The organism is Phormidium tenue FACHB-1050 (assembly GCF_014696925.1).
In the GTDB taxonomy this organism is placed as follows: Bacteria; Cyanobacteriota; Cyanobacteriia; order Pseudanabaenales; family Pseudanabaenaceae; genus Pseudanabaena.
In genome coordinates, this window is record NZ_JACJQY010000002.1 from 162,929 (window position 1) to 177,677 (window position 14,749).

8 protein-coding genes are annotated in these 14,749 nt (G+C 43.6%); 7 read left to right on the forward strand and 1 reads right to left on the reverse strand.

The features are described 5' to 3' along the window. Window positions 1-15: 15 nt before the first annotated feature. From H6G05_RS02160 to H6G05_RS25775, 5 genes are all read left to right on the forward strand, one after another. Window positions 16-2,628: a methyl-accepting chemotaxis protein gene (locus H6G05_RS02160; RefSeq protein ID WP_190575922.1), complete on the forward strand. Its 2,613-nt coding sequence runs from the start codon at window positions 16-18 to the stop codon at window positions 2,626-2,628. A gap of 56 nt (window positions 2,629-2,684) precedes the next feature. After that, on the forward strand, window positions 2,685-6,149 hold the full coding sequence (locus tag H6G05_RS02165; protein ID WP_190575924.1) for a hybrid sensor histidine kinase/response regulator: 3,465 nt from the start codon (window positions 2,685-2,687) through the stop codon (window positions 6,147-6,149). Window positions 6,150-6,231: 82 nt separating this feature from the next. Further along, window positions 6,232-6,687 (forward strand): chemotaxis protein CheW, encoded by a 456-nt coding sequence (locus H6G05_RS02170; protein ID WP_190575926.1) that lies wholly within the window; start codon window positions 6,232-6,234, stop codon window positions 6,685-6,687. 100 nt (window positions 6,688-6,787) lie between these two features. Then, window positions 6,788-7,471 (forward strand): two-component system response regulator RppA, encoded by a 684-nt coding sequence (rppA, locus tag H6G05_RS02175; protein ID WP_190575928.1) that lies wholly within the window; start codon window positions 6,788-6,790, stop codon window positions 7,469-7,471. 314 nt (window positions 7,472-7,785) lie between these two features. Continuing rightward, window positions 7,786-12,903, forward strand: a complete 5,118-nt coding sequence (locus tag H6G05_RS25775) for a translocation/assembly module TamB domain-containing protein (protein WP_190575930.1) — start codon at window positions 7,786-7,788, stop codon at window positions 12,901-12,903. 122 nt (window positions 12,904-13,025) lie between these two features. Here the strand turns inward: H6G05_RS25775 and bioU are convergent, their stop codons facing one another. Then, on the reverse strand, window positions 13,026-14,009 hold the full coding sequence (gene bioU / locus H6G05_RS02185) for a (S)-8-amino-7-oxononanoate synthase BioU (RefSeq protein ID WP_190575932.1): 984 nt from the start codon (window positions 14,007-14,009) through the stop codon (window positions 13,026-13,028). 199 nt (window positions 14,010-14,208) lie between these two features. Here bioU and H6G05_RS25780 point away from each other — a divergent pair, with 199 nt between their 5' ends. Beyond that, on the forward strand, window positions 14,209-14,331 hold the full coding sequence (locus H6G05_RS25780) for a DUF2887 domain-containing protein (RefSeq protein ID WP_322096311.1): 123 nt from the start codon (window positions 14,209-14,211) through the stop codon (window positions 14,329-14,331). An 83-nt stretch (window positions 14,332-14,414) separates the two neighbouring features. Beyond that, window positions 14,415-14,726 (forward strand): DUF4351 domain-containing protein, encoded by a 312-nt coding sequence (locus H6G05_RS25785; RefSeq protein WP_322096312.1) that lies wholly within the window; start codon window positions 14,415-14,417, stop codon window positions 14,724-14,726. Window positions 14,727-14,749 lie beyond the last annotated feature (23 nt).

Here is a 14,749-nt window from a genome sequence, read left to right on the forward strand (position 1 = left end):
GATTTAAAGAAGACTATGTTAATTAAAGACAAACCAGAAATCCCTCCCTCCGAAAATCCCGAACAAATCCTACCCAAAAGATCAATTACCCACATCTCTTTGCCAGAGAGAACTACATCTATATCTAAGCCCAAAGTTCCTTTCTGGAAATTACCAGCCCAAGCTTGGAATAACTTGAGTGTAAGCTGGAAGTTATCGATTTTGCTATTATTAGCTTCAGGTTTACCAGTATTTGTCGTCACTCAAATCCTCGTTACATCTTCAGAACAAGCTTCTCTTAGAGAATTACGAACTTCAGTAAAGGAAAAAGGTTCGTTCTTTGTTTCAGAATATGTACTTTGGACAAACAATGAGGCTAAACAAGATGCGGAAGCGATCGCCAAAGCGATCGAGTCAAATAGTTTTGATCTCAACGATGCGACAGAGTTAGCAGCCAAACGAGCTAGCCTACAACCGTTACTGCAAGTAAGCGGCGAAGATGTTGATCCAGAATCCATTAAAAACGTGAAACTCGTTACTGATAGCCGTGGGCGCAGTATTGAAGGAAATACGCTTATTCTTGACGAAGATTTTACTAAGTTCCCATTGCTTGCACCCAAAGATCAAAAAGGTCAACTAGAACTAATTCCTCAGTTATACAAACAGGGATCAATCCCCTCTGGCAGTAATTTGGCAAATTTACCAATTGTCAAAAATGCGATCGCTACAGGTAAACCCATGTATGGCATCGAATTTGTAAAATTATCGGATTTGCAGCAATTAGGACTAGAAGCCCCTGCGAATATCGGCATTCGTGGTCAATCCACTCAAGGACTTGTGGAATCTAAGCAGCCAGCGCCCTTAGGAACTTACGAAATTGAGCAGGGTAAGTCTGGGTTGATTAGCATGGCAGTATATCCAATCAAAGTCAAAGGACGAATCGTTGGTACGGCGATAGTGGGATCGTTGCTCAACCGTAACTATGGCATCGTGGACAAATTTTCCAAACGCTACAATATTCCCACTGCAACGATTTTCGCTCAGGATTGGCGCATTACCACTAACATTCCTTACGTCGATCCCACTACCAAAAAAGCAGACAATACCAGAGCGATCGGCACGCGGTCAGCCCGTGAAGTTTCTGATGCTGTCCTCAAACAAGGAAAGGAATATGTTGGAGACACCAATATCACAGGTGTCAACTACCTGACCTTTTACGCTCCTCTTTATGATCACCGTAAACTGATTGATGAAAATGCTAAGCCAGTTGGTATGGCTTATGTAGGTCGTCCGCTATCAGAAATTCAAGAACTTGTTGATAGCCTATCCAATGCAGGTTATACGATCGCAGGGATTTCCATTCTTATAGCTGGGGCGATCGGCATTATGGTAGCTATTTCCTTTGCACGTCCTTTACGTCTTTTGTCTAGTTTCACCAAAAAGATTGGTACTGGAGAAATAAGCGAACGTCTAACTGATGGCGATCGCCGTGATGAAATCGGCACATTATCCCAAGAGTTAAATAACATGGCGGAACAGCTAGAAGTTCTAATTGCAGAAAAGCAACTAGAGGCAGAACGCATTGTTGAAGCCAAACAGGAAGCTACTCAGACTGAAGCAGAGCTACGCATACAAGAACAGAGACAAGCCACAGAGTTTCTCCAAAAACGAGCTTTGGAATTGCTGATTGAAGTTGATCCTCTCAGTCGAGGTGACTTAACAATTCGCGCTACGGTAACAGAAGATGAAATTGGCACAATTGCTGACTCCTATAATGCCACCATTAGAAACCTTCGTAAGCTTGTAATAGAAGTTCAATCCGCCTCTCAGTCTGTATCTCAAACTGTTTTGCAGAATCAACCGACTATGCAAAACGTATCCGATGCAGCCACAGAGCAGGTAGTGGCGATCAATCAAACCCTTGAACGTATCCAAATACTCACCGAATTGATCGCAGGTGTAGAGATGCGTGCTGTTCAAGCTGAAGCACAAGTGGAATCAGCAAACCAAGCATTGCTTGAAGGTGATGCGGCTATGAATAGTACCGTTGAAGGTTTCACCGCAATTCGGGAAACCGTGTCAGAAACTGCCGAAAAAGTGCAGCAATTGGGAGAAGCTTCACAGAAGATCTCCAAGGTCGTCAAACTGATTAGTGGCTTTGCTAGCCAGACAAATATGCTCGCACTAAATGCTTCCATTGAAGCTGCAAGGGCTGGAGAAGAAGGTCAAGGCTTTGGAGTAGTTGCCAACGAAGTACGAGCGCTTGCTCAACGCTCAGCAAAGGCTACCACTGAAATTCGGCAATTGATCGAAGAAATTCAAGCGCAGGTTAATGATCTGGTCAAAGCGATGGCTATCGGGACAAAACAAGTGAATAGTGGTTCACAATTGGTTGAAGAAACTCGCCAAAAACTGACCGATATTTCGGCATCCAGTCAACAGGTTAACCAACTAGTAAAAGAAATTGCTCAAGCCGCCGCTTTGCAATCACAGACATCGGATCAAGCCACCCAAACAATTCAAAACGTGGCAACGATCGCTACTTCTAACTCTAGTTATGCCCAAAACCTGAATGACGCTTTTAGTGAGTTACTCCAAGTTGCGGAAGCATTGCAAGTGAGTGTCGCTCAGTTTAAAGTCAACGCTTAGAATCTATTTAAAAGAATCAGGACAAAGAATCAGCCCAAAGCAGCAGGATAGCAGTCATGTACAGTACAGAAACAGAAATTCACGATCAAGCCTATCAATTTTTCATGCAAGAAGCGCCTGAATTTTTGCAGACAATTGAGATGGGGTTGCTTTCTCTACGTGAAGACCGAAGTACTGCGAATATTCACGCGATTATGCGTGCTGCTCACTCCATTAAGGGAGGCTCAGCAAGTCTTAACTTTGAAGGCATTAAAACCGTCGCCCATCAATTAGAAGATGTCTTCCGATCGCTATATCGTTTTGAAGGCGAGATTGATGCGGATGTAGAAGGCTTGTTGTTACAGGCTTACGACTGTTTGCGTCTACCATTAATGGAGCAACTGCAATCAGGGCGTTACGATTCGGCAGAGGCGATCGCTGCTGCCGAACCTATATTTGAAGTGCTGAAGCTCTATTTGGGTGATACGGATGAAGATGTTGAATTACCGACAGCAGCCGAGTTAGGCGTAGATATCGTGCAGATCGTTTTTGAAGGCGATGTCCAACAGGGAATTGTACGGTTGCAAAATGTCCTTGCTAACCCCGAAGGCGTACCTGTGACAGGGGAAATTCGAGCGCAAATAGAAGTATTTAGCGGCATTGGCGAACTGTTAAATTTATCTGGATTTAAAGCGATCGCCCAAGCGACATTAGAGGCTCTCGAACATAATCCTGATAAGCCCATCTTGGTAGGAAAAGTAGCGATCGCTAATTTTGAGACAGCCCGTGCTGAAGTTTTGGCAGGCGATCGCGCTCAAGGTGGTCAACTTAGTCCAGAGTTAATCGCCCTAACAAAATCCCCATCTCCCCATGCTCAAACTGATAAAGCTCAAGCAAATCAGACGTTAAAGATAGCAACTTTATCCGAAGAATCTCCTTTTGAGATGGAGTTTGATAATGCTGATGATTGGTTTCTATCTTTAGAACAGGAACTAAGTGAAACTAAATTTCCAGATTCTCAATCAGAGCCGCAAACAGAAACTCAAAGCAAAATTCAAATAAATACTCCAGAAGATTTAATCTCAGATAGTTTAGCTGATGATTTTCTAGAAATAAGTCCAGAAATAAATATAGAGCCGAGCTTAAATTTGTTCGCAGATAGTCAAGGATTGTCTCGTTTCGATGATATTGATATTTCCTCAATTAATTCAGAATTATGGAATCCAAAAACAGAACCCGATAGCATTGATGTTGACATTGATGCCGTTGACATTGATGACTTTGCTGATGTAGATATTGATCAACTAGATCTACAATACTTAGATCAACTAGATCAAAATTTTGATATTTTTTCCACTTCATCAGAAGTACTATCAAATTTAGACGACGACACAGGGAACCTTGGAAAAAATGATTTTAATGATCTTGATAATTCCGATATATCGGAATTATCAAGATCATTAAAATCACCAAAATCTTCATTAACCGAATTAACTGATCAACAAAATTCTTTTCCATTGGCTAAGTCCGCCCAAGATCCCAAAGCGACATTAGCTAATTACGCTCCCAAAAAAACTGCCCCTATTCCTACAACCGTCACTCCTTCTATTGCCGAAACCATCCGAGTTGATTTGCCTAGATTAGACCGATTAAATAATTTCTCTAGTGAATTAGTAACGCAAGAGAATGCATCGATTCTTCAAAATCAGCAACTTCAATCTAAAATTGAACGCATTCAAAAGCAGTTCCAAAGCTTTGATCAACTTTCAAAAAATCTGCAAACTTGGCTGGATAAAGCGCAGCGATCGCAAGTTAGAACCCAAGAGCTAACTGTAGATTCTTCGCAACTTGATACTATTCCCACCAACTTTTCAGCTTCGGCAGGTCTACTAGCAGACTTCGATCCATTACAGATGGATTCCTATGGTCATCTGCATAGCTTTGTCCAAGAAGCGCTCGAAGATATCGCGCAAATGGATGAAGGAATGCGCGACATGAAGGTTTTAATGCAACAGACGCAGCAAACTCAAAGACGCAAACAGCAAATCCTCAAGCAATTACGGTATGACCTCTTGTGGTCAAGGATGTTGCCCTTGGGCGATATCCTTAGCAGCTTGCCGCGCATGGTGCGGGAGATGTCCAATAAATATAACAAGCAAGTCAATCTAAAACTATTTGGTACAGGTACATTAGTTGATAAATCTGTACTAGAAAAACTTTATGATCCCTTTGTACATTTAGTTCGCAATGCTTTCGATCATGGTACTGAGTCCACTCAAAAACGTCTAGAACTCGGTAAGCCTGTGATTGCAAGCATTGAAATTCGCGCCTATTATCGCGGTAATCAAACCTATATCGAAATTAAAGATGATGGTCAGGGGCTTAACCCTGAGAATATTAAAGCAAAGGCGATCGCAACTGGTTTATTGGAATTAGAAAAAGCAGATCAGATTACTAATGAAGATCTCTATCAGTTTTTATTCGAGCCTAGTTTTTCGACAGCAGAAGTCGTTTCGGAACTGTCAGGTCGGGGCATGGGGCTGTCAACTGTCCAAGAACAAGTCCGCAGCCTGAAGGGATCAATTGAAATCAAGTCAGAAGTAGGGCAAGGTACGACTTTTACAATTAAACTACCGCTCACTTTGAGTATTGCCAAGCTGATGATCTTTAGCATTCAAGAGCGATTATTAGCGATCGCGATCGATACTTTGCTAGGAATTATCCCCATTGATGCTAATGAAGTACAAATCATCCAAGGCAAAAAGTTTTACCGTTTTGAAGATCGGTTGATTCCCCTATATTCCACCGACCTCTTCGCAGATGGTTATCCATTACCCAAACAATCCCAAGACATATTTAATATCGAATCATTCACCGAAGAAAACCAGATCATTTTGTTGCTATTTGCCGATGGCGATCAAGTTATGGCGCTACCGATAGATCGTGTACTCAATGAGCAGGAATTGGCAATTAAGCCGTTTGGCAAAGCGATCGCGCCGCCCCCCTATCTTTATGGTTGTACCGTATTGGGCAATGGCACACTTGTACCTGTCATCGACGCTTCAGCTTTGTTTTCGCTTAAGCAATCATCCCATGAAGCTAAGGGAGAGTATTTGTCTACTAGTAATGCTAGTTCTACCCCAACATTAGTAGAGTCGAAACCAAAACTAATCCAAAGAAAAACGCTCTTGATTGTGGATGATTCGCTCACAGCTCGCCAATCACTTTATCTGACTTTAGAAAAGTTTGGTTATCAAGTACTCCAAGCAGGGGATGGACGTGAGGCGATCGAGCAACTTGCGAGATCCTCTGAAATTAAAGCTGTATTGTGTGATGTGGAAATGCCTAACATGAATGGGTTTGAATTCTTAGCATTCTGTCGTAAAGAGCCTCGCTACTTAAATATCCCCATTGTGATGCTTACTTCTCGCAGTGGAGCTAAACATCGTGGTGTTGCTCAAATGCTTGGAGCTTCAGGATATCTCACCAAACCCTATCTAGAGCAAGAACTAATCAAAACTATTCAAACTCTCCTCGTATAGCTAGATGAACAAGGGGCTTAAGCCCCTTGCCTGTGACCCACCATCCTGAGACTCGCGATATACGAAATTATAATTAACTACAATGCTTAGCAACAAAAAGAAAGAAGAAACACTTAAATTCCTGATCTTCTCAATGGGAAATCTCAATTTAGCGATGGGTATTGATAGTGTAGTGAGGATTATTCCTTTACCCCAAATTCATCGCAGTGGTAATAAGTTACTGGGAATAACGACCTATGAAGATCAAGAAGTTTTAGTGATTGATTTATATAAGCAAATTTATAATCAAGAGACCAATCTAACTAAAGGTTTTTTGGTTATTTTTGCAGGTAAATATAGCTTGTATGGTCTTACAATCACAGCTTTACCCAATGTAGAAGATGTTCCTGTGCATAAGTTACAACCAGTGCCAGCCGAATATCGCGATCGCGACACGCTCGGCATAGCTAGTCACATGATGCAAGTTTCTATCAAAAAGTCTGATCCGCAAACTGTGTTTTTACTGGATTCAGAACTATTACTAAAAATGGCAAGTTAGAGACACTTAGTCAAATTCAGAACCGATTTTTGGTAGCGCGGCAAAGCCTCGCTACCAAAAATCGGTTCTATAATTAAAGTTGCGGCAATAATGGAGATTTATGCGAATCCTATTGGTAGATGATGAAGAAGAACTCGCCGAACCATTACAACGGATTTTGACAAATCAGGGTTATGCGGTTGACAGTGCTAATAGTGGCGATCGCGGATGGGAATTAGCTCAGATAGGTGGTTATGACCTATTGATTTTGGATTGGATGATGCCAGAGAAATCGGGAGTTGAGATTTGCAACCAATTGCGCCAAAAAGGAGATAGCACCCCAGTTCTGATTCTTACAGCCAAAGATACTCTCGATGATCGCGTGACAGGGCTAGATAGTGGAGCCGATGACTATCTGGTTAAACCCTTTGAATTAAGAGAATTGCTAGCAAGAGTAAGAGCTTTACTGCGCCGTGCGCCATCACCGATCGCCTTAACTAGTGAACCTACAAAATTAAGTTATGGAGATTTGGAACTTGATCGCGATAATCAAGTCGTATATCGAGATCAAGTGGCGATCTCTTTAACCGAGAGAGAATATCAACTCTTAGAGTATTTTATGTTGCAACCCAATCAATTACTAAGTCATGATCAGATTTCCCAACATCTTTGGAAAGAAGGAGAAGATATTCCAACTAGCAACGCTCTCGCCGCACAGATCAAGTTATTGCGCCGCAAAATTGATCGCGATCGCCAAATTTCTTTGATCAATACGGTATATGGCAAAGGCTATCGTTTTGGCTAAAGCTTATTCCCGCACCTTCGGCGTAGGAATAGGCAATACTGGCTTTTGAGTTACTAGACTGTAATGATTGAGCTTTACTTGGTAAATAAAAGCTGATATTTTTTAAAAGCTTTGCTTAATAGCGCTTTCATAGCTGCCGCCAGTCTTGTTAGGATCAAACCCCAAAAGACGAACTGCGGCGCTTAGCGCCTCAACTCGCTTCTTGGGTTTGGATTTGTGCTAATACAAATGGCGACGGCTATAAAATTGGCAAACCGCTACAAGGCGAACATATGTAAAATGGTGTCGTGAGGGCATCAATGGAGTGAAAAATTGTGGGACAGGCTCAACTACCGCCGCAGAGACCAACCAACTCTACATTCGCCAAAAATTTAGGGCGTGTAGGTGTGGGACTTGCGATCGCATTTACAGCAACTAGCTTAGGTGCTTTTTGGTATGGACGCTATTTTCTAAATGAGCAATTGTCGCCGCTATTACAAACTGAGCTTACTAAGTCTCTCAAACGTCCTTTACAGCTAGGAAAAGTTGAGCGAGTTAGCTTTTCGAGTATCAGGTTTGGCAAATCTCTGATCCCGCCCACTGCTCAAGAGTCGAATTTCTTGGCAGTTGAAGCGATCGAAGTTAATGTTGATCTCTGGAGCTATTTGACCCGTCGCCAAATTGGTATTGATGCGATCGCGGAGCAGCCACAGGTATTTTTAAAGCAGGACGTTACAGGTTTACTGCAATTACCTAAACTCACACCGCCCGATCCACAGACAAAAGAAGGATTTGTTGATCTGCGGACGCTTACTTTTCGGGATGCTCAGATCACCATCCAAACGATCGATAAAGGAGAGCTAGTGTCTCTCAGTCAAGTGCAGATCGATAGCAATTGGAAGATCACCGATCCCAACAATCAAAGTTTGAAAATGAATGGTAAGGGGCGCGTAACTTTACCAAATCTTGCGGCGATCGCTACACCACCAAATCCTGAGCAGTTAAAAAAAGCGATCGAGACAGCCAGCGCTGACAAGGAAGGCGATAAAGGTAGCGTCATTTTTGCGGTTGATTGGGATTTGACCAAAGGACAAGGTACGGTTGATCTCAAGTCTCAGAAATTACAAGTTGCCGCAGTTCAAGGGTTTGCAGTTAACTTGCCCGTAGAAATTCAGCAAGGGCTACTTGATGCCGAGGCGACGATTTCTCTAGTTGCCGAGAAAGAGAGTCCTACTATATCGGTTACCGCCCAACTGAGTGATGGAGCCATTAAGTCTCCACAATTAATCAAACCAATTACCGAAATTTCAGGACAGCTTAACTTTGATGGGAATGATGCGACCCTTAAGGAATTTTCCGCAAATTATGGCTTGTTGACCACAACTGTTGATGGCACATTTAATCAACAAAAGGGCTTTAACTTGAATTTTACCAGTGCCATACTGGATCTCGCGAAAGGGCTTGAAAGTTTTGATGTCAAGACTCCCGTGGCGATCTCAGGTGAGGTGAAGCTAGCAGGCAAACTTACGGGAACAGCCCAAAAACCATCCCTATCGCTCAACATTACTACCCCCAAAGCCGTTACCTTTGATCGAGTGACTGTCGATCGCTTCTTGGCGACGATTGAACTCAAAGATCTCAATACACTCCAAATCAAGAAAGTCCAAGCTGCATCCACAGGCGCAACTCTCACAGGTGAAGGACAGATCCGCTTACCTCAAAAAAATCAACCTGCGGAAATTCTATTTACCTCCAACCTCGTGGGAGTTGCCGAAGAATTTACCAAGCTATATGGCGCGAAACTGCCCGTTACCATTGGTCAAATTACGAGTTCCTTACAAGTTACTGGAGCTTTAGCAAATCCGCAAATTTTGGCACAGATTGAGGCTCCTAATGCCACCTATCCTGCCAGAGGAGAGGTGTTTCTGGCGGATGGATTAGCCACAATTCGGAATACAAGGGTGCGTTTTCCCATTGGCGAGATTGGGCTAGCAGGTACTTACAATATTGTTAGTGGTGCATGGAAATCCCAGCTAAATAGCAATGGTATTCCGTTATCCGCTTTCCTAATGAATCAGAAAGGTATTCTCGAAGGGTTGATCAACTTGCGAAGCGATCGCGGTGGTTTTTCCTTAGCTGATATTACTGCTGATGGCGTTGTGCGATTACCACAAGGGTTAACCGAAGTTCCTGATGCGATCGTTGCTAATCTGACATGGGATGGTAGGAATTTGCTTGTCCCATCCTTACAAGTGGGTAACTATCTAACTGCTAATGGTAAAGTCGATCTTGCTTTTCCCAATAGTTCACGCAATGAATTCCCTACAGGTATCGCAGGAATTAACCTAGATCTGATTTCCCGCGATGTGAATATCAATCGCTTGGCAACTCTCTCTAACGCCATACCTGCTCAAGCATCAGGCATCTTCAACTTTCGCGGCAACCTCTCTGGAGCGATCGATCGCCTTAAGATCGCGGGAGCCTTACAACTGGATAACGTCGATCTAGCTTCTTTGGGTTCTAGCTTTGCTAAACAAGGGGTAGTGGCTCCATCACGCGGCTCATTGGATTTTGATGGCACGATTAATGGTGACTTGGCGGCTCCCAGCCTAGTAGGTAATCTGCGTGTAGCCAGTTTAAAGGTCAATCAAATCGAACTTGATAAACTCACTTTTAACGGTGCTTTAAATGGAATTGGTAGCGTTATCCAAGCTACAGGTGATTTGCTACTAGCAGGACTGAGAGTTGATAAATTAGCCTTCGATCCACGTTTAGAAGGCAAACTCAATTTTGATGGCAATCAAGGCTTAAATGTTGACTTACGCGGAAAACGCGATCGCATTGCTGCGCGTCTAGATAGCGCTTTCCGTCCCATTGATTTTAATGTGAACTTAGGAGAATCGACGGCGACAGGTAGACGTTTTGAGAATAATCCCCGTCGTTTACAAGTAGCGATCAATAACATCCCCCTTGCGCTAGCCGCTTCTCTCGCAGGACAAAATGATGTCAGTGGCAAGCTATCCAGTAATCTCATTGTTGATTTTACCAATAATCCCTCGGCGACAGGTGAGATTACGGTAGAACGCCCTCGCTTTGGTCGAGTGTTGGCGGAACGAGCGATCGCTAAAGTCACCTATGCCGATGGTATTTTGAATGTTAAGGATGGCAACTTAAGTATTCGGCAGGGAGAAGTTAGTAATGAGTATAAATTCAATCTGACCTACAATCCCGAATCCGAAAATCCGATCGCTGGAGCCGTCGAAATTGCTCAAGGTCGAGTTCAAGATGTATTTGCCACATTGCAATGGGCGAACATTGTCGATGTTACCCAAGGGCTTACCTTTGCTAAAAATAGAGCAGCAGAATTACAGCCCCTAGAAGCAATCAGATTAATGGGAGAGCCTCTATATAAACAGTTACAATATCTCACTCAGATCGAACTGCGACAGGAACAACAGGAAACCGTGGCTTCAGCCCGCAATTTTAATTTACCACCGCTTACGGATTTTCGTGGTGATATCAAAGGTAAAGTCACTTTTGGGTTTAACAAACGCAGGGGTATTCGTGTCGGCTTTAATCTAGTTGGCAAAAAATTTGAGTATGGAAAATTTGCTGTTGACGACATTCAAGTAGAAGGAAGATATGCCTTTGGTGTTTTCAATATTACCAATGCAAATTTCCAGTCCGACAAGAGCTATGGACGCATTACCAAGGCAAGAATCCGAGTTACTCCTTCGTCAAATCCATTATTCCGATTCCGTGAACAAAGTGGTGAAATTGAATTAAAGGATTTTCCCATTGAATCTTTGAGACCATTGCCATTTTTTAGCGCAATCCCCTTTGATTTGACAGGAAAAGTTAACGGCAACCTCTCTATTTCTGGTACTAATTTGCTGGATTTAGGAGTTAAAGGGCAGTTGAGCCTGACCGATGGCTCCGTTAACCGTCAACCAATCGATTTTGTGGCGGTGAAGTTTAACTACGACAAGTTAAATATTAACTTCAATGCCAGTATGAAGGTGGCAGGCAAGGATTCTGTTGTCGCCTCGGGTAATTTTGGAGTTTTTGGTATCTTTGACGTTAAGCTCGATGTTAAGGATGAAGGTATTGCTTTTATCAATATTTTCAATCAACCTGTACGTTGGGTCAGTGGTAAAGGCAATATCAATCTCACTGCAAATGGAACCTTTAGAGATCCCAAAATCGCTGGAAAGATGACGGTCGATAACGCCAAGGTCAAGATTGCAGGTTTACCAGGAGATTTCACCGAGGTTCAAGGTGTGATTGACTTCACTCGCGATCGCTTGATCAGTAATATCACTAGCAACTTTAGCGAAGGCAAACTCGCTTTAACAGGCATTCTCCCCATTAGTAATCCTAATCTAATCCCAACAGATAGTCCCGAATATCAACAAGCCCTTGCCATCAATGCCGATAGGCTCAAACTGAACATTCGAGATATTAGTTCTGACAACTTCAATACGCGAGTTATCGTTAGAGGCGCATTATTAGCGCCAATCATTACAGGGGAAGTGGCGCTAGGCGACGGGCGATTTGTCATCGGTAATGATGCTGATCCCAATAGTTCTGCTGCTCTAGCTGATGACAATAGCAATTTAGCAGATGTTGCCTTTGATCGCCTCTCGGTTAAATTGCAAAACATGCAAGTGACCCGCTTTCCCATATTTAATTTCTTAGGAGAAGGAACATTAGTCGTAAATGGAACCTTCCTCAAACCAGAGCCAGAAGGTAAAATTAATATCTCACGCGGACAGTTCAACGCAATTTCGACAAGGTTCCGCCTTGATCGCGCCTATGAAAACTTTGTCGAGTTTAAACCCGTTCAAGGACTAAATCCGACCCTCAATGTCCGTGTTTCTGGCGCTGTTGCTGAGATCACCCGCGTACCGATCAATTCCAATCGTCCCGACGATCTGTTCCGTCCCAATGAAGTACCTGTGAGCAATTTGGGAGCGCAGAAGACCCTACGAGTCCAAGCTAGTGTTACGGGTACAGCCCTTGCCCCCGATATCCGTCTCTCTAGCAGCCCACCACGTAGCCAAGCCGAAATCATTGCCCTCATAGGCGGTGGCGTTTTACAACAACAGGGTGGATCTGATCCTGCTTCAGCCCTTGCGAGTTTCGCAGGTGGTACAGTTCTCAACTTCCTCCAAGATGCGATCGGTGATGCGTTGAATCTCGCCGAATTTAATCTCAGTCCAGTTACTACGACTTCAGGCACTAGCAGTACAGGAACATTAGGACTGTCGGCTGAGGCAGCGATCGATGTCAGTAATAGTTTCTCGGTCGCCCTCCAACGGATTATCAATGATTCCACCCAACCAACTAATTTCTCGGTGCGTTATCGTGTTGATCCAAATATTCTATTGCGCGGTAACTACGGGACTGATGGCAGCACGGGTATCTCGATCGAGTATGAAAATCGTTTTTAAATTCAGCATGGGTGATCTTATACCAAAACACTAAATGGCTAAGCCATTTAGTGTTTTTAAAACCCTTACTGGGTTTGGTTTTTAATTTCCGAAAGTGTGACCACACTTTTGGAAATTTGGTATTAGCGGACAAACGCAGGCATCACTTCGGCAGCAGTCATCAAACCGTAAATACCGCGTTGATGGAACTGCTTACCAGCCTTAAGATAGCCAAAAGCGGGGCCACAAACATTTGCCGCCATGCTGGTTTCATCGCCAAGGGTGAAAGTATGCGTCGAGATTTTGCCCTCAAAGGTGCGTCCTGTCAGCTTCATATTGGTGCTGAGGGGCTTCTTAGGGTTGCGGGTATCGACTACGCCGCCAACGGTCACGCGATCGCGATCGCAAATTCCGACACGTTCGAGCATGATGTCATCGGCATGTTCCATGTTTTCCAGAGAGATTAAGCCATTGGTCTTCTCCAGCAGTGCCTCTACTTCCGCATCGGTCATCGCTTGAGCCATATCGACGGTATAACCCGACATATGCGCGATATCTTCGCGGATGGTGGCACGGTAAGCATTCCAGTTAGCAATACCGACCCCGAAGGTAATCTCGACCTTGTGGACTTCCGCAAAGCTCTGAGCCGCGATCGCGGCGGCGGCTGTCAATAATCCAGGGGTTGCGCCACAACCAGACATATAGGTAATCCCTGCGGCTTCCAGTTCTGGGGCAAGGGCAATCATTTGCTCAACGGCGCTAGTGCGTTTGATGGCATCAACTAGCACACCCTTCCAGCCTGAAGCGATGAATTGCTTAGCCACGCTTGCCATGAAGGTATTGGGCAGGTTCGGCAATGCGAGAAAATAACCATCGACATCCTTGGCGGTAGCGATCGCCTTAGCAATGCTGTCCTGTGTGAGAGTACCCGATCCTTCGAGATGGCCCAGTGAGCCTTGTTTTTGGTAAGTGGCGATCGCTTTGTTAGCATCTAGCCCCTGTGGGTCATAGGCAAAGCCTTCTTTGTCGGCTGCTACGACTAGCTGCATTTCTTGCTTAGCGCTAAGCAATTTCGCCGCCGCTTGCCCTAATCCACCAAATCCTAAAATTCCAACTTTTAATGTCATTTAAGTTTAACTTCGTTTATCACTATGGGAGTTTACAATTCTGATGCGATCCCTTAATGTGCCATATTTTCGGACGCAATAGCACATTAGAGTCCTGTAACTTAATAAAGAACCAAATTTTTGAGGGTGTAGCAAAGTCCATCCTCAAAAATCTGGTTCTTCTTTTGGGCTTGGCTTATGCGTGATAAGCTAATCAGCGATGAAAACCGATACCCTCTTTTATCAACTCTTCCAATCATTCCATACGCTACTCTTTGAGCTAATCGATCGCCCCATTTCAGATGCAGAAGGCTATCAATTCAGCACTGCCGAAGTCAGATAGATTTACAAGACCAAGTAGTAAAATTTATAGAGACGGTACTTGTCTATAAGTTCCCCAAGTTAAGTCGTCAGGAGATCGAAGCCATGTTTACATACAACGATTTAAAAAATACCCGCGTTTATCAAGAGGCGAAGGAAGAGGGGTTGCAGCTAGGCAAGCAGGAGGGTTTGCAGTTAGGTAAGCAAGAGGGCTTACAGTTGGGTGAGCAAAGAGGTTTGCAAAGACAAATTGCGATGCTGCTAAAAATGCTAACCCGCAAGTTTGGGAAATTAAGCCCTAGAACCAAAAATCGGATTACAAAATTATCGGTGACGCAGTTAGAAAACCTTGCTGAAGTTATCTTTGATTTACAAACTGTTGCTGATTTAAATACTTGGTTGCGTAACAATGGATAAAAATAAAATCTAACATTTTAGTT

Excerpts from the sequence above, each read along its gene's own strand:
- H6G05_RS02170 (WP_190575926.1), top strand. The coding sequence starts at position 6,232 with ATGCTTAGCAACAAAAAGAAAGAAGAAACACTTAAATTCCTGATCTTC.
- H6G05_RS25780 (WP_322096311.1), top strand. The coding sequence starts at position 14,209 with ATGAAAACCGATACCCTCTTTTATCAACTCTTCCAATCATTCCATACG.
- H6G05_RS02160 (WP_190575922.1), top strand. The coding sequence starts at position 16 with ATGTTAATTAAAGACAAACCAGAAATCCCTCCCTCCGAAAATCCCGAA.
- bioU (WP_190575932.1), bottom strand. The coding sequence starts at position 14,009 with ATGACATTAAAAGTTGGAATTTTAGGATTTGGTGGATTAGGGCAAGCG.
- H6G05_RS02165 (WP_190575924.1), top strand. The coding sequence starts at position 2,685 with ATGTACAGTACAGAAACAGAAATTCACGATCAAGCCTATCAATTTTTC.
- H6G05_RS25785 (WP_322096312.1), top strand. The coding sequence starts at position 14,415 with ATGTTTACATACAACGATTTAAAAAATACCCGCGTTTATCAAGAGGCG.
- rppA (WP_190575928.1), top strand. The coding sequence starts at position 6,788 with ATGCGAATCCTATTGGTAGATGATGAAGAAGAACTCGCCGAACCATTA.